This is a genomic window from Vibrio sp. JC009, assembly GCF_029016485.1.
GTDB lineage: Bacteria > Pseudomonadota > Gammaproteobacteria > Enterobacterales > Vibrionaceae > Vibrio.
Genome location: NZ_CP092106.1, coordinates 1,387,176 through 1,404,637, shown reverse-complemented (window position 1 = coordinate 1,404,637; position 17,462 = coordinate 1,387,176). Strand labels below are relative to the sequence as shown.

Here is a 17,462-nt window from a genome sequence, read left to right as displayed (position 1 = left end):
AGCAACTGAAAATCAGCTGCTTAGTTCAAATCCCTACAAACCAGCGGTATTCCCGCTGGTTTTGTTTTTGTATACTCTTTTTTTTATAGCAATCATAATAATTAATAGCAGTAAGCCTTCTATACATGGATAAAACAAAACAGCGCGAGTTAAACAATTGGCTGAAAGATCAAAGCAAGCTGGCTAAACGCTGGCTTCTGATCAGTGTCGGCCTTGGGGTGCTCTCAAGCCTGCTCTTGCTTGGTCAGGCAGCACTTATCGCTTCAATTCTTCATCAGCTCATCATTGAACATACTGATAAATCTGAGCTAATTCCGTATTTTATTGGTCTGGCACTGACCATTGCAGGCAGAGCAGCCTGTACCTGGGGCCGTGAAATTGCCGGATTCCGCTGCGGTGAGCAGATCAGAATCTATATCCGTCAGCTGATTCTGGACAAACTAAGAGCCTTAGGCCCTGCCTATATCAAAGGCAAACCCGCCGGAACCTGGGTCACCCTGCTTCTGGAACAAGTTGAGGATATGCAGGACTTTTTTGCCCGTTATCTGCCTCAGATGTCACTGTCGGTTCTGACACCGATTATTATTCTTGTGGTGGTATTTCCGGTTAACTGGGCTGCGGGGCTGATATTCCTGCTTACCGCACCGCTTATCCCAATGTTTATGGCCTTTGTCGGTAAACGTGCAGCAGAGGCAAACCGCAAGAACTTTAAAGCACTGCAACGACTGTCCGGACACTTTTATGACCGTCTTCAGTCCATGACAACCATCAAACTGTTTGACCGTACAACAGCTGAAGAAGAGAAACTGAGCGCCGCCTCTGAAGTGTTCAGAACCCGCACCATGGATGTGCTGCGCGTTGCATTCCTCTCTTCCGCCGTGCTGGAATTTTTCACCTCTATTTCCATTGCCCTGACTGCGGTTTATCTGGGCTTTAGCTATATCGGCGAGTTGAACTTCGGTCATTATGGTGCAGGTATTACCCTGTTCTCAGGTCTGCTGATTCTGATCCTTGCTCCGGAGTTTTATCAGCCACTAAGGGATCTGGGCACCTTCTACCATGCCAAAGCGCAGGCAGTAGGCGCTGCGGAAAGCATCGTCGAATTTTTAGAAACGGAAGTGAAACAGTCAAATACAGGAACCACTTCTATTACTGAGCCGCAAAACATTCGAATTGAAGCGAATGACCTGACCGTTCTTAGCCCTGATGGGAAAAAACTGGTCGGCCCGGTTTCTTTTGTAATGGATTCAGGAAAAACCACCGCTCTGGTTGGCCCGAGCGGCGCAGGTAAAACCAGCCTGATCAACGCTATTCTGGGCTTTCTGCCCTACGAAGGCAGCCTGCGGATAAACAATACCGAAGTGAGCGAGTGCGATCTCAACCAGTGGCGCGAGCAGATAAGCTGGGTGGGACAAAACCCATTGCTTTTACACGGTAGTATTAAAGATAACATCACTCTGGGTAATCCGGAGGTAAGCAGCGAACAGATTCAGACTGCTCTGGATGATGCCTTTGCCTCTGAATTCGTAGAAAAACATGGCCTTGATTATCATGTCAGCGACCGTTCCGGCGGTCTTTCCGTTGGTCAGGCACAGCGCCTTGCGCTAGCTAGGGGCATGCTGCAAAAGGGTAACTTCTGGCTGCTGGATGAGCCGACGGCAAGTCTGGATGCAAGAAGCGAAGCTCTGGTTATGCAGGGTATAGAGAAGAAAATTCAGGAAAAAACCACATTAATGGTGACCCACCAGCTTAACCAGCTAAAAGAGGTTGAGCAGATACTGGTGATGCAGTCGGGCGATATTGTTGAGTCCGGTTCATTTGAAGAACTACAAAATTCAGAAGGTCTGTTTGCTTCTATGCTGAATGCACGAAACAGCCAGCTTGCTGCAGAAAAAGGAGATTTAGATGCGTGATTTACTGCCTTTTCTGAAGCTGTATAAAAAACACTGGTTCGGGCTTTCGCTTGGAATGCTTCTGGCTTTGCTGACCCTGTTCGCCTCTATTGGTCTGTTGACGCTTTCAGGTTGGTTTATTTCTGCGGCCGCAGTAGCCGGGCTGACTATTGCAAAAGAGTCCTTTAACTATATGCTGCCCGGTGGCGGTGTCCGTGGCTTTGCTATCGGCCGTACTGCTGGACGCTGGGGTGAGCGGGTTGTCAGTCACAACGAAACCTTTAAGCTGCTGACAGCGCTGCGGGTTTATTTCTTTAAGAAACTGGCACCGCTTGTTCCGGGTAAAGTCTCAGGGCTTCGTGACGGCGATATTCTGAACCGTCTGGTTGCAGATGTGGATGCCATGGACCATGTCTATCTGCGCCTTGTCAGCCCGGTAGTCACCGGAACCCTGGGCATTATCGTATTAACGGCCTTTCTTTGCGCCTTTGATCTGCAGTTAGGTTTAACGCTGGGTGCAATACTGTTAGCACTTCTTCTGCTCTGGCCGGTTGTTTTCTACAAGCTCGGCAAGCGAAATGGTTCTGAGCTTACTCACCATAAATCCGATTTACGGGTTTCCGCACTGGACTGGCTTCAGGGTCACAGCGAGCTGGTACTGTTTGGCGCAGAAGAGCGTTACCACAACGCCATACTGGACACCCAGAAAAAGCTACTGAGCAATCAGTTTGTGAATGCCAACCTGACAGGTATTGCCAGTGCCCTGCTTATGCTGGCAAACGGCTGGGCGCTGACACTGATCCTCTGGCTGGCGGCTGACGGTATCGGTGGAAACCAGCCGGATCCGTTTATCGCTATGTTTGCATTTGCCACTATGGCCAGCTTTGAGCTGCTAATGCCGATCGCAGGTGCCTTCCAGCACTTGGGACAAACACTGACATCCGCACGACGTCTGAATGAAATCACTCAGGCAACGCCAGATGTGATTTTCCCTGAAGGCGGCGATTTAAAGCAGAGCGAGCACAGCATTGAATTCAAAGATATTGAATTTAGTTACCCAGATGCAGATAGCCAGGCGATTAAAGGGATTAGTCTCACTATCGAAGCAAAAAACAGAGTGGCGATTCTGGGCCAGACCGGCTCAGGTAAATCTACCCTGCTTCAGCTTTTATGTCGGTACTGGGATGTGCAGTCCGGCAGCATTTCTGTTGCTGGCACACCAATTACTGAAATCAGTGAAAATGTGCTCAGAAACAAGATCTCTGTCGTCAGTCAGCGCGTTGATATTCTTAACGGCTCGCTGCGGGAAAACCTCTCCATCGCCAAGCCGGAAGTAACCGATTCCGAACTTAAAGAGCTACTGGCAAAGGTGGGGCTTGAAAAACTGACAGAAGATAAAGGCCTTGATGAGTGGCTGGGAGATGGTGGCCGTCAGCTTTCCGGTGGCGAAAAACGCCGGATCGGTATCGCAAGGGCCATTCTTCATAACGCCCCTATCCTGCTGCTGGATGAACCAACAGAAGGGCTGGATAAGAAGACAGAACATCAGATTACTGAGCTGTTCGACCAGCACTTTGAAGACAAAACGGTTCTGTTTATCACTCACCGTCTGGTGAACCTGCATAAAATGGACAATATCTGCCTGATTGAAGAGGGCCGGATTATTGAGCAGGGTAACCACTTGGAGTTAATGGCGCAGCAAGGCCGTTACTTCCAGTTAAACCAGACACTATAAAGCACCCAAAGGGCCTGGATATTGTTATCCAGGCCCTTTAATTAAACACGAATCCCTTTCTTATTTTTTGACGCAGTATCCAGCCAGGAATCAAACCCGTTCGGAAGCAGATTTGTTCTCTTGCATAAACCGGCCTATATCCATGTCTTTCTCAAGAATATGCTTCACAAGCCAACTGGTTAAAAATTCGTCGAGCGCATCCCGTCGCGATGGGTTATTCATCGTCTCGGTTGAGCTGTCGTTTAGCTTGAGTATCAGAAGATTATGCATTTCCTTATGCTGCTCATATTGAGGATAACCTGCCCTCTCCATCAATGCCTCTTCAGCGCGAAAATGTTCTCTGGTATACCGGTACAATTTCAGCAATGAGGATTTCAGTTTTTCATCTTCGTTGCTCTGAAGAACCTCATTAATCAAATCAAATAAGTACTTGTGCTGCTGATCCACCTCATCAACACCAATTGCATAATCATCAGACCATGGAATTAAATTAGCCATTAATCACCCCCGGTATTTTTCAGTCATACCTTAAACACGCACTAGCTACATCTTATGGCATTTCATAGCTATTTTAGATCAATAAGTTGGTGAAAAGTTTGACTGATTCTTCAATATATATAAGAGTTCGGAGACTTATTAGACAGATACGTCGTTTTTTCAGGAAAGCTTTAAATAGCGGAAGTGAAAATATGGGAGTTAAGTAACTTCACCGAAGTGAAGTTACTTTAGTTCTGAATTATGCGTATTCCGACTCAAACTCACGCATAAAGTCAACAAGTGCAGCAACGCCTTCTACCGGCATTGCGTTGTAAATAGAGGCACGCATACCACCAACAGCTCTATGGCCTTTTAACGCTTTTAGCCCCGCTTTGTCTGCAAGTTCAAGGAATTTGGCATCAAGTTCGGGTTTAGCCAGCTGGAAAGGCACATTCATCAGTGAGCGGTTTTCAGGGTGAACACCGTTTTTGTAGAAAGGAGACTGATCAATGTAGTCATAAAGAAGCGCCGCTTTCTCACGGTTTTGCTTCTCAATCGCTTGTACCCCACCCAGTTCTTTCAGCCACTTAAACACCAGGCCAGAAAGGTACCAGGCAAAGGTTGGCGGCGTGTTGAACATAGAGTCTTTTTCAGCCAGAACCTTGTAGTTCAGTATGCTAGGCAGCACATCAGATGCAAGATCAAGCAGATCGTCCCGTACAATAGCAATAGCGATACCCGCAGGGCCGATGTTTTTCTGAGCACCCGCATAGATTACGCCATATTTAGAGACATCAATTTCACGAGAAAGAATGGTCGAAGACATATCAGCAACAATCGGCTTGTCTGTTACCGGCAGGTCATTAATCTCAATACCGTCAATGGTTTCATTCGGGCAGAAGTGTACGTAAGCCGCATCGTCAGCGATCTTCCACTCTGTTGAAGGCAGAATGGCCGTTTTACCTTCAACCTCAGTTTTTGCCACAAATACATCCGGATCACAGTACTTTTTCGCTTCTGCGATGGCGCTTTCTGCCCAGTAACCGCCATCAATATAAGTTGCTGTTTTTGCGCCGCCCAGCAGGTTCATAGGTACTGCGGCAAACTGTGCACGAGCCCCGCCCTGACAGAAAAGTACTTTGTAATTGTCAGGAATATTCAGAAGATCTCTTAAGTCCTGCTCTGCTTCATCAGCAACCTTGATAAACTCTTTGCTGCGGTGACTGATTTCCATCACGGAAGTACCCAAACCGTTCCAGTCAATAAGTTCTGACTGCGCCTTTTCCATTACCGGCTTTGGCAGTGCTGCAGGACCTGCACTAAAGTTATATATCGTTTCCATGATGGTACGTACTCCCTACTAATTTCGATAAATTTACGACAATTTTATTATTTCAAACCGGTTTAAGTACCGATTTTAAGAAACTGTAAGCAAGTAATACCACGTTTTTGCCAGTATAAAAAGTACAAAAAAGAGGTCTAATGACCTCTTTCCTTTGATAACTTATTTTTCAGACAGTTTTATTAGCAATTACATCGCGAAAAACGAGAACAAAAGTTGCAACAGGGGCACTTTTTGACCACTTTCAAAAACAATATTTCCGTCCTCAACTACCGCTGCCATCTGATACCCTTTATCAACTGGTTTTACCATCTCCATAATAACCAGCTCATCAATTCCCTGCTGGATGGCGGGATAGCCATCAACCAGTTCGTTTGAAATAAATGTATCCATTTTACCGGTTAATACCGGAATAACGCCCATGATATTCTGGGTCACGTTTGAAGTGCCCTGCGGCACAGCCAGAGACCATTTTGAATCAAACACCCCCTCACCCAGATTCAGCTTCATCTGATTCATGGATAGCATAAAGCCTTTATCAAACAGGGTGTCGATATGCTGTGCCGACTGATTGATAGTCGCATTATCCATTTCACCGCTGCTGTAGAAAATAGTAGCCAGACTGCCAAATGCCTCTGCGTCTAAATCGCCAAGCGTAAAGTCAATATTCAGGTTCTCAATTAAGTCACCACCTGATTTGAAAGCCTTAGCTGCAATCTGATGATTGGTCTGCACCCGGCTTCCTGACTCTGATTCTGTAACCGATGAAGCAAACTGATAGTTAAGATTGCTGCCATAAACAAGGCTTACATGCGCCGGGTTTTCCATTGAGATTTCTTTCAGGTTAGCCCCGTGCTCTCCAAACCACAGGCCATTTAGCTTCTTGCCTTTGCCTGAACCGGTAAACTCGGTAAAAGAGAGTGACTCACCAGTGTCAAATTTTACCTGAACAGAGGGGAAATCGAAGCTATAGTCCAGCTCCCCAAGTACTGACGCTTTACCTGAAATTTGAGACCGTGCAACAGAAACAGAGCCGCCAAGCGTATTGGGATCCTGAAAATTCAGGTGAGCAATATCCAGATTAAATTCAGTATTACCATTTAACTGGCTGTGAGAATAAAGAACGAGAGGCAACTGCGGCATGCTGACAGGTTTGGATACGGCGTCAATACCAAGCAATCCGTGTTTAATTTCATGCTTTACCGTAATTTCAGTCGGGATACCATCAATCTGAAACTGCTCTATCAAAACAGGATCGGTAAGCTTGTAGCGGGAGGTTGCGACAGACGAGAGATACCCTCTGTCATAATCAACCACTGTCGCATTCAGATTGGCATCGTCAATTTTAGCCACACCATCATGCAGCACCTTCTGCGCAATCTGACCAACCGCCAGCGGCCAGATTGCCACCAGCACAATGGCCCCGCCGATAGCACCGTATTTCTTTAAATCCTTCATCGCTCTCTTCACTGAATCGTTGTTTACATGAAGTCTAGCTTATGTCCCCTAAAGAGAAAACCATTAGAACTTTGAGATTAATCAGGCTTTTGCAGTTAACTGGTTTTAAAACCTGATAATTTTACTCACCTCTCAACCCGTTGTGATGAAAATTGCTACATTGTAAAAAAACTGTAGAGAGGTGGCTGTGAATCCATACGTATTGCTCTATTTAGATAACGACCCTGTATCTGTTGAACTATTAAGAACAGAGCTGGCATCGCTTTCCTCGCATTTTGATATCTACTGCATAGATTCACCTGAAGAGGCAGAGCAGACCATTGAGTACCTTCAGGAGCAGAACCAGACTGTTGCCATGGCTATTGCCACCTCAAGTCAGGAGTTTAATGGTGCGGATTTTTTGATTCACCTGGAACAGTCCTCACATACAAAAAATGCCAGAAAGGTGCTGGTCAGCGATGGTGAAGACATTGAGACCATTCTGGCAGCCGTAAACGAAGGCAGCCTGGATCACTGTCTAACTCAGCCACTAAAAGAGCATGCCCTGCTTGAAACCGCCATCAAAGAGTTGACAAGCTTTATTCTGAGCATTGCTCAGGAAGACTGGCTTCGCTACAGTTCGGTTTTGGATCAGTCCCGTATCCTCAGCGCTCATATAGAGCATAAGCTAACCTCATTCAGGACCGGATTTATTCACGATTTCCATGAGCTTAGTGACACCTACCTTGCTGACCATTTTATCGGTGAACTGCTGGAGTTTTTCGCTGAACAGGATGAAACACGAGCCTGCCGAACCTATTCTGTTGATCACCTGCTGACTGTGGAAGGAGAGCCGAACGAATTTCTCTGGTTTATCGTTGAAGGTGAAGTGGCTCTTTATAAGCTGGATGACCTGGGTGTGCAGCGCGAGGTAGTCCGCCACGCCAAAGGCAATATTGTCGGTGGTATGTCCTTTGTGACCGGAGAAAACTCATTTTCTACCGCAATTACCCTAACCAGAACGAAAGTGATTAAGCTTGATAAGGAAGTATTTTCACAGGTTATGCGCTCCAACAGTGAGCTTCTTCCTCTGTTTACCAACCTTCTTTTGCGCCACTTTAACCGTAGGCTGCAGCGGAGCATCAATACCAAACTGGAGCTACAAAAAACGCTGGAATCTCTTGAGTCAGCTCATCAGCAACTGATAGAAAGGGAAAAGATGGCCATGCTGGGCCAGCTTGTTGCCGGTGTTGCCCATGAACTGAATAACCCGGTAGCCGCCATCCTGCGCGGAGCCGATACCCTGACAGCTAAAATTGATGAACTGATACACTCTCCACTTCCTGAATCTCATCAGGAGCTGGGAGCGAATATCCTGAAAGAGTCGCTTGAATCACGGCCTATGTCCACATCAGAAATACGTCAGCATACCAAAAACATTGTGTCTGATGTGGGAGATAAACAGTTGGCGAAGAAGATAGTGCAACTAAACCTGCATCACGATCTTCGGGAAGTTTTGCAACTGGGTAAAGAGCTCGGAAACCTTAGTGAAAGTATCACCGGGCTGGAAAAATACTATATTGCCGGCTCGACTCTGAGGTCGATCCGGGTCTGTGCAAAACGTATCGCGGACATGGTGAAAAGCTTGAAAGGCTACGCCCGTCAGGATGACGAAGTGATGCATGTGGTGGATATTCATGAAGGCATTGAAGATACGCTGGTTATCTTTGAAAACAAACTGAAAAGGCATCAGGTTATTAAGGAGTACCACCCTATTCCAAATATACTTTGTCTGTCCAATGCGCTTCAGCAAGTCTGGACTAATCTGGTGTCCAATGCCATCGATGCCTTTCCGGAGCAGGGCTGCCTGAAAATAACCTCTGAGCAGGCGATGAAGGAGGATATGCTCTACGCTAAGATAACCTTTGAAGACAACGGCCACGGTATCCCGCAGGAGCAGGTAGATAAAATTTTCGAGCTTAACTATACAACGAAAAAAGAAGGAAACTTCGGACTTGGTATCGGCCTGTCCGTTTGTCAGCAGATTCTGGCTCATCACAACGGATGGATTGAAGTCGAGTCAGAGCCTGAGCAGTTTACTAAAATGATTGTTTGGCTTCCGTTTCAGCAAGCCAACCCTCTTGTTCAACAGTGATAAGGAAATGCCATGAATAAATATCTCATACTTTGTGTAGATGATGAACGTGAGGTTTTGGACAGTGTTGTGCAAGATCTTTCCGACTTTGAAGACGACTTTATTATCGAAGGCGCCGAATCTGTGGCGGAAGCCCGCGAAGTTATCGAGGAAAATGAAGATGATGACGTAAAATTGGCGCTTATCCTCTGTGACCATATTATGCCCCAGGAGACCGGCATCAGCTTCCTGATTGAATTAAACAAAGAAGAGAAAACCAAACCCGCCAAAAAACTGCTTCTTACCGGTCAGGCCGATCTGGAAGACACCATACAGGCGGTAAACAACGCCAGTCTGGACTTTTACATTGCCAAACCCTGGAAAGGTGAAGAGCTGGTCAACAATGTAGTGCAGCAACTCACCAGCTATATGATTGAAAATGAAGAAGATCTTATGCCATGGGGACGAATTCTGGATACCGAGCGGATCTTTAATGCGATTGCGGACAGACGGAATCAGTTTGGGGAGTAAAAGCAGCTATCAGACTAACTCTTATACACAAGTTTAATGAGCCAAAGAATGCTCCTCCCCTTAGCCTCGAAAGGCCGGATTTTCGAAGAAGTAGCATCGAAGGGGAGGCAGGGAGGGGTTGTTTCTCATGGACTTAAGTTTTGGTGGTTTAACCATGCATGGCATAACCAACCCCCTCTAACTCCCCCTTCTATTAGCTTTATCAACTAGTTAGGCTTTTTCACTCAAGGGGGAGAACCGTTCTCTGGTCACTTTAATATATGCATATCCCGGCCTAATACTTACTGCTAAAAGCACAGCGACACAGCCCAACCCATTGAAAAAAAAACAGAATACAAGAATGGACTATTAAACCATAATTGGTGTATTTTATTCTGGTATGCATTCCCACGCGGGAGCGTGGGAACGAGAAATCAGTGAATCTTTCAATTGGTATAACTCTTGCATTTACAAAATCAGTGACATTTTTTTAGTGACTCAAGCCGTTGATTTATTATTATATGGCTAGCAATCTTGTGCTTGGGCCTGTTTTACGCAGTGCCCTTTAAAGAATAATTTAAGGATAAAGGTTTACTTGATATGCGTAAAACACTACTTGTTGCAGGACTAGCACTTGCATCCAGCGCAGCTTTTGCAGCAACTGACCCAAACAGCCCAACGGTAATGAGCAACTTTAACTACGACTATGCTGAAGCCCGCATCGGCATGAGCCCGGTAACTTTCGGTGGAGCATTCAGTAAGTCCGTTCACCCGAACGCACACGCTATCGTTCGTGTCGACTCTGAATTCGACAGCGATTACAACATGGCTGCTGGTTTTGGTTTCCATGCTCCTATCAATAACTGGGCAGATATGACGGGTGAAATGCTTGCTCGTGTCATTGACACTAAACACACTGACTCAGAAATCGGTATGGAACTGAACTTTGGTGTTCGCCAATGGCTTGGTCCACAACTGGAAGTGGGTGGTAAAATCGGTTACGTAGAAGTTGATGATCAGGACGACGTTGTTGGTACTGTTTTCGCTCGCTTCCACTCAACAGAGCTGTTCTCTGTTGGTGTTGAAGGTGTCTTCAACGACCTCTACGACGACGAGCAAGTTATGTTTACTACACGCTTTAAGCTTTAAATCGACTATCAGCTATCAAGAGCTTGCTGTTTCAAAAGAAAACAGCAAGCTTTTTTATTTTCTCCGGCGATTCTTGGGGTGAGAAACAGGAATGGCAGCTAGTAAGGTTTTCGTGTAATCCGCCTGCGGGTTGTCAAAGATTTCCTGAACGCTTCCGTATTCAACGATTTTACCGAAATACATTACCGCAACTCTGTCAGAAACATGACGGACAACGGACAGATCGTGTGAGATAAAAATAATCGCCAGATTCATCTCCTGCTGCAGTTTTAACAATAAATTCAGGATCTGCGCCTGCACAGAAACATCAAGGGCCGAAACGGACTCATCACATATAAGCAGTTTAGGTTTCAGGGCTATCGCTCTGGCAATGCCAATTCTCTGCCTCTGACCACCTGAAAACTCATGCGGATACCGGTTGGCAGAACTTGCCGGTAATCCAACTTTTTCCAGCAGTTCCGCAACCCAGATTTTTCGCTCTTCCTTACTGCCCAGTTTATGAATAATAAAAGGTTCCTCGATTATCATTCCCACGGTATGACGCTGGTTCAGTGACTCAAGAGGATCCTGAAATATTATCTGCATATCTTTGCGCAGGGGCCGCATCTCTTTTGTGCTCAATCCGGTAATATCCGTCCCTTCAAAAAAGATTTTTCCATCTGTTGGCTCGTAGAGCTTAAGCAGGGTTCTGCCAAGCGTGCTTTTTCCACAACCCGATTCCCCAACAAGCCCCAAAGTCTCACCCCGGTTAACATGCAGAGAAACACCATCTACCGCTTTAACCGTGTAGCCTTTTTTAAACACACCGCCACCAGAGGTAAAGTACTGTTTTAGGTCTTCGATTCTTAAAATTTCACTCATACAAAAACTTATCCGGAGAAGTGATTTACAGCGTCTATTTCTATAATTTGCTTAGGCGGTGTATCCAGCCTCGGAACCAGGCTCAGCAAGTGCTTGGTGTAAGGGTGCTGCGGGTTGTCAAACAGCTCGAAAATATTGGCATTTTCCACAATCTGGCCGTCATACATCACGGCAACATCATCACAGATTTCAGCAACTACCCCCAGATCATGGGTGATAAAAATCATCGCCATTCCGGTATCATTCTGAAGCTCTATCATCAGGTCCAAAATCGAAGCCTGAACGGTAACATCCAATGCAGTTGTTGGTTCATCACAAATCAGAATATCCGGTTTACAGGCCAGCGCCATTGCAATCATCACCCTCTGCCTCATTCCACCGGACAGATTATGCGGGTACTCATTCAGCCGCTTTTCGGGATCAGGAATCTTCACTTTGGTCAACATCTCAACAGCAAAGCTCTGACGCTGAGATTTATTCAGCTCCGGGCGGTGAAGAATCAGCACTTCGTGAAGCTGCTTACCGATACTATGAACCGGATTTAACGCTGTCATCGGATCCTGGAAGATAACCGAAATATGATTACCCCGAATCTTGTATTTCTCAGCTTCAGGCAGCTTAAGCAGATCTTCCCCGCCATAGAGAATCTCTCCGTTAGTCACTCTTCCATAGGGCTGAGGTAAAAGCCCCAAAATGGACATGGAAGTCACGCTTTTCCCGCAACCGGACTCCCCGACCAGACCCAGAGTTCTTCCGCGTTTCACCTGAAAGTTAACCCCTTTAAGAACCTGAACGACACCATCGTCTGTGGAGAACTCCGTCTCCAGATCCTTAACCTCTAAAATCACATCCGGGTTTGTCATTGCCATTTAATCCCAGCCTTAAAACTTGTAGGTGTCATCAATAACAGTTACCGGTTCAAACCCTTTTCCCTTCTTCATTGCTGACAGGGTCTCTTTTTTCGCCTCTTTGTCTATCCAGAAAACACCCAAGTCTGAAGGATAACCATGCGGGAAAAGTGATTCCGTTTTTTTGGTCATCGGATTTTGTGGAAACTTCATCCAGCGCCAGTAAGCAGAGCGGGCGTATGGCACCATGTAGCCAGGTATTACAATGCAGGCATCGGCAACAATCTGCTGAATTTCGCGGGATATCTGCTCGCGCTTTTCAGTGCTGAATTCATGACGGTAATCATCTGTCAGCTTATCCAGCTCTGGTGTCGAATAGTTGGTGAAATTATTCGTTTGCGGCTTATTTGCATTGTCAGAGTGAAGATACTGGCGATACGCAGGCTGCTCGCCACTGCCCATATCGTGGAACGAGATATCGTGTTTTTTCTCACTGACATACTTAAATGCAGAAGAGCCGTCAATCAGATTCAGGGTAAAATCCAACCCGGCTTTCTTTGCCTGCTCCTTCAGGTAGGCAAGGCGCTGAGTGTGATGAGAAGCTGCGTAGGTAATCGCAAAACTCAGGCGTTCACCTTTGTCATTCTGCCTTATCCCGTCAGGACCGATAACGGAAAAGCCTGCCTTTTCAAAATAAGAAACGGCCAGCGCAGGATCAAATTGTGGCGCTTTGATATCGGTATTGGTAAAAGCACCCTGCCCGACTCCCATGCCATTTGGCTTGCGCAGGTAGTCACCCCTTAATACTTTTTCAATCATGCCGTCGAAATCCGTCGCATGAGCAATGCCCTTTCTCACATCAACATTGTCCAGATAAGGTTTTGCCGTGTTTATCCAGAGCCCTCCGGCTCCCTGCGGCGTCTGACTAAAGCCCCAGAACTTGTGAATATAACCCTTCTGATAGTTTTTACTGTTGGTTTTATCGTGCCAGAGGTCCGGAATAATTACCGGATAGGCATCCATCTCACCTTTCTCAAAACGTTTTTTTGCAATGTCTTTATCGCGGATAACACTAACCCGTATTTTCTCTACATTGTAACGGTTCTTATAATATGGATTACTGTATCCCCACCACTCTGGCCCCACATGTTTAAAGGTGACTGAACGCCCTTTTTTCACCTTATCGAGTTTATATGCCCAGATTGTCGGTTCGGCTTTGAAGTTATATTTGCGGACAAAATTATCATCCACGCCGTCACCGTTTTTGTCGGTATCCGGCTTATAAAAGTGCTTAGGGCGTGGCCCCATCGTCGTGCTGAGCAGAAGGTCCGTCTTATCTTTTGGCTGAGCCAGGGTAATAGAAATCGTATGATCGTCGTATTTCTTGATGTCTTCTATTACCGTCTTAAAATAGGTGTTGTACCAGGGAGCAACAATATCTTCAGAGCGCATTAAGGTAAGGACATAGGTAAAATCATCCGCTGTCACCGGCATACCATCCGACCACTTAGCCTGTGGGTTTAACCGGTAATAAACCGTTTTGTGGTCATCATCAAATGCCCATTCATTAGCCAGATCAGGAATCCATTTATCCGTATTAGGGTGCTTGCTGACAAGACCCGGACTGACATCTCTCAGCCACCAGCGAAAGGTCCCGTTTGAATCCGGCCCCACCGTTCTGAATGTTTGCGGAAAGCTGGAAATATAGGTTCTGAAAGTTCCGCCAAATTGCGCTTTTTCTGACGCAAACATCGGCTCATCCCAGTTTGTCTGCCACTCAAGATTATCCGGTAGTTCTGTTGCCAGTGCCGAAGCTGAGAAACCACAAACCAGCAGGCCGGTTTTTATTCTGTTTATATTCATATTCACTTCCTTGTCAGACTCAGCTGTAACGGGTAAATTTCTTAGGATCAAAGGCAGCTCTTACCGCTTCACCAATAAAGGTCACCATAACCAGTATAGATACAATGGAGGTCACCACTGAGGTCACTATCCACGGAGAATCCAGGTTAGACTTACCCTGCTGAAGCAACTCACCCCAGCTGGGTGTTGGTGGCATCAGGCCCAAACCAAGGTAATCCAGTGCCGTCAGAGCGGTAATATTTCCGGCTATAGAAAATGGTGCCAGTGTCACAATCATAACCATAGTATTAGGCAATATATGTCTGAACAGAATTCGCGCCGTTGATGCTCCAAGCGCTTTGGCTGCCAGCACATACTCTCTGGCTGATTCTTTGTAGGTCATAGTCCTCATATACCAGGTCATCCCCATCCAGCCAAAGAGCACATTGATTGCCACAAACAGAGTAAAGGTCGGCTGAATAATGGAAACCAGTATCATAATCACATAGAGAAACGGCACCATGGACCAAATCTCTATCAGTCTCTGAACAATAAGGTCAAACTTACCGCCCCAGAATCCCATTGCACACCCGACTGCGGTCCCTATCGCGTAGGAGATAACCATGGTTATCAGAGCAAAACCCATAGCAATTCTGAAACCGTATACCAGGCGGGAAAGAATATCCCTGCCGATAGTGTCTGTTCCGAGATAATGTTTGCTCTTAGCATCCGGCGGGGTTGGTGGGTAATCTCCGCTAAAATCCTGCTCGTACGGATTCCAGGGAACAATAGGTAAAACAACAAAGTTACCCTCGCCCTGCTGTTCAAACACCTGTTGCAAACGGCGATAATTCGCTTCACCTGGCTCTCTGAGTCCAAACTCGCTACCCTGAATAACATCGCTGAATACCGGAAAACGGAATTCCCCCTGATACCTGACAATCAAAGCTTTACTGTTAATCAGCACCTCTGCAAACAGTGACAACACAAGCAGCAAGGTCAAAATAATAAATGACCAGTAACCGCGTTTAATGTCCTTAAAGCGTTGGATCTTTTTCTGAGTTAAGGGATCGAATTTAAACATCATCACTCTCCAAACTTAACTCTGGGATCAACAAAAGCCACACAGATATCAGACAGGATATTCCCCACAAGAAGCATCATGGCGTTAATGGCCACTATTCCCATAACCACGGGGTAATCTCGCTCCATAATAGATTCATAACCTAAAAGCCCTATGCCGTTGATATCAAAGATAACTTCAATCAGAAATGAGCCTGTCATAAAAAACAGCAGAGAGTTACCAAAATGACTGGCGATGGGAATCAAGCTGTTACGCAAGGCGTGCTTTCTCACCGCCTGCTTAAATGGCAGCCCCTTAGCAATGGCGGTGCGGATATAGTCTGCAGAGAGATTCTCCATCAGATTATTTTTCATTGTCATAGTCAGTGTGGCGAAATCCCCAATGAGGTAACAGATCAACGGAAGTACCGCATGCCAGAGCACATCCTTCACCTGCTCATAAAAAGTTTCATAGTCTTCAAAATCATCACTGGTAAAGCCGCCCATGGGAAACCATTCCAAATTGTAGGCAAACCAGGTAATCAGCAGCACCCCGACAACATATCCGGGTAAGGCATAACCGATAAAAATCATGACCGATGAGGCGGAATCAAAAACGGAGCCATGCTTAAGGGCTTTGAAGTAGCCAAGAGGTATGGAAACAAAATAAGCAATAAAAAAGGTCATGCCGCCATAAAAAAGGGAAATGGGCAACCTTTCTGCAATCATGTCAATCACCGGCTCGTAATAGCGGGTTGACTCACCAAAGTCCAGTGACAGCAACTTTACCAGCCACTCCCAGTACGCTTCAAATACTGGCTTATCCAGTCCGTAAAACTCGTTTAGCTGAGCAATCTGATCATCAGACAGAGCAACACTTGCACCCACATCGGTGGAAACCGCCGCTGTTTCAGCACTGTTAAACTGCATACTGGAAAGAATACGCTCTACCGGCCCTCCCGGAACCAGTCTTGTGATCGCAAAGATCAATATCGTAATACCGATAAAGGTTGGAATTACCAGCGCCATCCTGCGCAGGAAATAATCTATCACCTAAATTTCATCCCTTTATTGTTGTCTAAAGACAGACTTTAGAAGCGAACGTCATACTTTTAATAATATGATTTTTAATGGATTAGTGTTAGCAAAACTAAGTGATAAATATAAAAAACCCGGCATTTCTGTGCCGGGTATAACATAGTTGGTTTAATTTCCCTGCTACATCAGTTCACAGGCATCAAGAAGCTCTTTCTTTCTGGTTTCACTAAGCAGTTTCCAGTGAACACCATCCAGAGCCCCTGCAAATTTCCATAAAAGGCGAATATCTGTATCCTTCCCATACTCCTCGCGTACTCTTAGAAAAGCAGATTCCGGACCTAGTTCTCTGAACTTTTCAACATCCTCAATGCCAGACTTTTTCACCATACGCTCTAAGGTTAACTGCATATTTGGCAAATCTCTTAATCGCATATTATCTGAAGACTTCTGAAAACACCGATACTCTATCGAGTGTTCAATTGAACGCTGAATGAGTGAGTCCAGTTCCGTATCTGAATTTAAGTACAGGTCCGTAACGTTATAATAATTTACTGTCGCTGTTGTCTGCCTCTTTACATGACGATATTTATCACACCCTTTTGCTATAAATTTATCGTCAAGTTCATCCCCTCCCCGTATATAGACTTCATCTCCTATCACCAGGGCATACATGGCATCATTTAAAAAAAGCCCCATTCCACCAAACATCGATCGTTTCTGGTATCTGCCAAACTTTATTGCATAGTCATAAAACGATTGTTCAACCATCTTTCCGGACTCCCTACATCTGGATGTCCCCCGGAAAACACATTGCAAACCATGGCGGTTTTAACCATGGATTTGCTTAAATCTCAATCAGATAAGTATTTATTATATAATGAATATTTATTATTGATCCCAGCCAGCCGAGCTATAATACTTAATGAGGGTAAAGAAGTGATGATCAGGACGCATTCAAAATGTAAACAGATATTTATATGAGACCAATATCACATGAAAACAGACTCATATTGATACTTTTGTTATCCAAAAGGCGTTTTAGATGGCTCAAATATATGAACATACTGCCATTTATCAGGACACTGTATTGATAATCACACAAAAGAAATTGTAAGATGGGCCGCGAGAATTAGGA

General features: G+C 45.6%; 14 protein-coding genes. 5 read left to right on the top strand and 9 right to left on the bottom strand.

The features are described 5' to 3' along the window. The first annotated feature begins 125 nt into the window (after nucleotides 1-125). The gene (gene cydD / locus L3Q72_RS06365; protein ID WP_275131815.1) at nucleotides 126-1,913 is read left to right on the top strand and encodes a cysteine/glutathione ABC transporter permease/ATP-binding protein CydD; all 1,788 of its coding nucleotides are present in this window, start codon (nucleotides 126-128) and stop codon (nucleotides 1,911-1,913) included. After that, on the top strand, nucleotides 1,906-3,627 hold the full coding sequence (gene cydC / locus L3Q72_RS06360) for a cysteine/glutathione ABC transporter ATP-binding protein/permease CydC (protein ID WP_275131814.1): 1,722 nt from the start codon (nucleotides 1,906-1,908) through the stop codon (nucleotides 3,625-3,627). The genes cydD and cydC overlap by 8 nt, the downstream gene beginning before the upstream one ends. Before the next feature lie 90 nt (nucleotides 3,628-3,717). Here cydC and L3Q72_RS06355 read toward each other — a convergent pair whose 3' ends face one another. The 3 genes from L3Q72_RS06355 to L3Q72_RS06345 all read right to left on the bottom strand — a co-directional run bounded on the left by L3Q72_RS06355 (nucleotide 3,718) and on the right by L3Q72_RS06345 (nucleotide 6,904). Beyond that, on the bottom strand, nucleotides 3,718-4,125 hold the full coding sequence (locus L3Q72_RS06355; RefSeq protein WP_275131813.1) for a bacteriohemerythrin: 408 nt from the start codon (nucleotides 4,123-4,125) through the stop codon (nucleotides 3,718-3,720). Nucleotides 4,126-4,363: 238 nt separating this feature from the next. Then, entirely contained in the window at nucleotides 4,364-5,446 is a 1,083-nt protein-coding gene (gene serC / locus L3Q72_RS06350) for a 3-phosphoserine/phosphohydroxythreonine transaminase (RefSeq protein WP_275131812.1), read from the bottom strand. A gap of 189 nt (nucleotides 5,447-5,635) precedes the next feature. Then, nucleotides 5,636-6,904, bottom strand: a complete 1,269-nt coding sequence (locus L3Q72_RS06345) for a DUF945 family protein (protein ID WP_275131811.1) — start codon at nucleotides 6,902-6,904, stop codon at nucleotides 5,636-5,638. A 187-nt stretch (nucleotides 6,905-7,091) separates the two neighbouring features. Here L3Q72_RS06345 and L3Q72_RS06340 point away from each other — a divergent pair, with 187 nt between their 5' ends. The 3 genes from L3Q72_RS06340 to L3Q72_RS06330 all read left to right on the top strand — a co-directional run bounded on the left by L3Q72_RS06340 (nucleotide 7,092) and on the right by L3Q72_RS06330 (nucleotide 10,676). Then, entirely contained in the window at nucleotides 7,092-9,038 is a 1,947-nt protein-coding gene (locus tag L3Q72_RS06340; protein WP_275131810.1) for an ATP-binding protein, read from the top strand. 12 nt (nucleotides 9,039-9,050) lie between these two features. Beyond that, nucleotides 9,051-9,548 (top strand): response regulator, encoded by a 498-nt coding sequence (locus L3Q72_RS06335; RefSeq protein WP_275131809.1) that lies wholly within the window; start codon nucleotides 9,051-9,053, stop codon nucleotides 9,546-9,548. A 579-nt stretch (nucleotides 9,549-10,127) separates the two neighbouring features. Beyond that, nucleotides 10,128-10,676, top strand: coding sequence for a hypothetical protein (locus L3Q72_RS06330; protein ID WP_275131808.1), 549 nt, complete (start codon nucleotides 10,128-10,130; stop codon nucleotides 10,674-10,676). Between the two features lie 54 nt (nucleotides 10,677-10,730). Here the strand turns inward: L3Q72_RS06330 and L3Q72_RS06325 are convergent, their stop codons facing one another. From L3Q72_RS06325 to L3Q72_RS06300, 6 genes are all read right to left on the bottom strand, one after another. Next, nucleotides 10,731-11,537, bottom strand: coding sequence for an ATP-binding cassette domain-containing protein (locus L3Q72_RS06325; protein ID WP_275131807.1), 807 nt, complete (start codon nucleotides 11,535-11,537; stop codon nucleotides 10,731-10,733). 8 nt (nucleotides 11,538-11,545) lie between these two features. Next, entirely contained in the window at nucleotides 11,546-12,400 is an 855-nt protein-coding gene (locus tag L3Q72_RS06320; RefSeq protein WP_275132078.1) for an ABC transporter ATP-binding protein, read from the bottom strand. Nucleotides 12,401-12,418: 18 nt separating this feature from the next. Then, a complete protein-coding gene (locus L3Q72_RS06315) occupies nucleotides 12,419-14,248 on the bottom strand; it encodes an extracellular solute-binding protein (protein WP_275131806.1) in 1,830 nt (609 codons plus the stop codon). Between the two features lie 19 nt (nucleotides 14,249-14,267). Then, the gene (locus L3Q72_RS06310; RefSeq protein ID WP_275132077.1) at nucleotides 14,268-15,311 is read right to left on the bottom strand and encodes an ABC transporter permease subunit; all 1,044 of its coding nucleotides are present in this window, start codon (nucleotides 15,309-15,311) and stop codon (nucleotides 14,268-14,270) included. A gap of 2 nt (nucleotides 15,312-15,313) precedes the next feature. Next, nucleotides 15,314-16,342, bottom strand: coding sequence for an ABC transporter permease subunit (locus tag L3Q72_RS06305; protein ID WP_275131805.1), 1,029 nt, complete (start codon nucleotides 16,340-16,342; stop codon nucleotides 15,314-15,316). Between the two features lie 165 nt (nucleotides 16,343-16,507). After that, on the bottom strand, nucleotides 16,508-17,095 hold the full coding sequence (locus L3Q72_RS06300) for a TfoX/Sxy family DNA transformation protein (RefSeq protein ID WP_275131804.1): 588 nt from the start codon (nucleotides 17,093-17,095) through the stop codon (nucleotides 16,508-16,510). Nucleotides 17,096-17,462: the final 367 nt, after the last annotated feature.

Excerpts from the sequence above, each read along its gene's own strand:
- L3Q72_RS06300 (WP_275131804.1), bottom strand. The coding sequence starts at position 17,095 with ATGGTTGAACAATCGTTTTATGACTATGCAATAAAGTTTGGCAGATAC.
- cydC (WP_275131814.1), top strand. The coding sequence starts at position 1,906 with ATGCGTGATTTACTGCCTTTTCTGAAGCTGTATAAAAAACACTGGTTC.
- L3Q72_RS06355 (WP_275131813.1), bottom strand. The coding sequence starts at position 4,125 with ATGGCTAATTTAATTCCATGGTCTGATGATTATGCAATTGGTGTTGAT.
- L3Q72_RS06345 (WP_275131811.1), bottom strand. The coding sequence starts at position 6,904 with ATGAAGGATTTAAAGAAATACGGTGCTATCGGCGGGGCCATTGTGCTG.
- L3Q72_RS06325 (WP_275131807.1), bottom strand. The coding sequence starts at position 11,537 with ATGAGTGAAATTTTAAGAATCGAAGACCTAAAACAGTACTTTACCTCT.
- L3Q72_RS06320 (WP_275132078.1), bottom strand. The coding sequence starts at position 12,400 with ATGACAAACCCGGATGTGATTTTAGAGGTTAAGGATCTGGAGACGGAG.
- L3Q72_RS06330 (WP_275131808.1), top strand. The coding sequence starts at position 10,128 with ATGCGTAAAACACTACTTGTTGCAGGACTAGCACTTGCATCCAGCGCA.
- L3Q72_RS06310 (WP_275132077.1), bottom strand. The coding sequence starts at position 15,311 with ATGTTTAAATTCGATCCCTTAACTCAGAAAAAGATCCAACGCTTTAAG.
- L3Q72_RS06315 (WP_275131806.1), bottom strand. The coding sequence starts at position 14,248 with ATGAATATAAACAGAATAAAAACCGGCCTGCTGGTTTGTGGTTTCTCA.
- L3Q72_RS06335 (WP_275131809.1), top strand. The coding sequence starts at position 9,051 with ATGAATAAATATCTCATACTTTGTGTAGATGATGAACGTGAGGTTTTG.
- serC (WP_275131812.1), bottom strand. The coding sequence starts at position 5,446 with ATGGAAACGATATATAACTTTAGTGCAGGTCCTGCAGCACTGCCAAAG.
- cydD (WP_275131815.1), top strand. The coding sequence starts at position 126 with ATGGATAAAACAAAACAGCGCGAGTTAAACAATTGGCTGAAAGATCAA.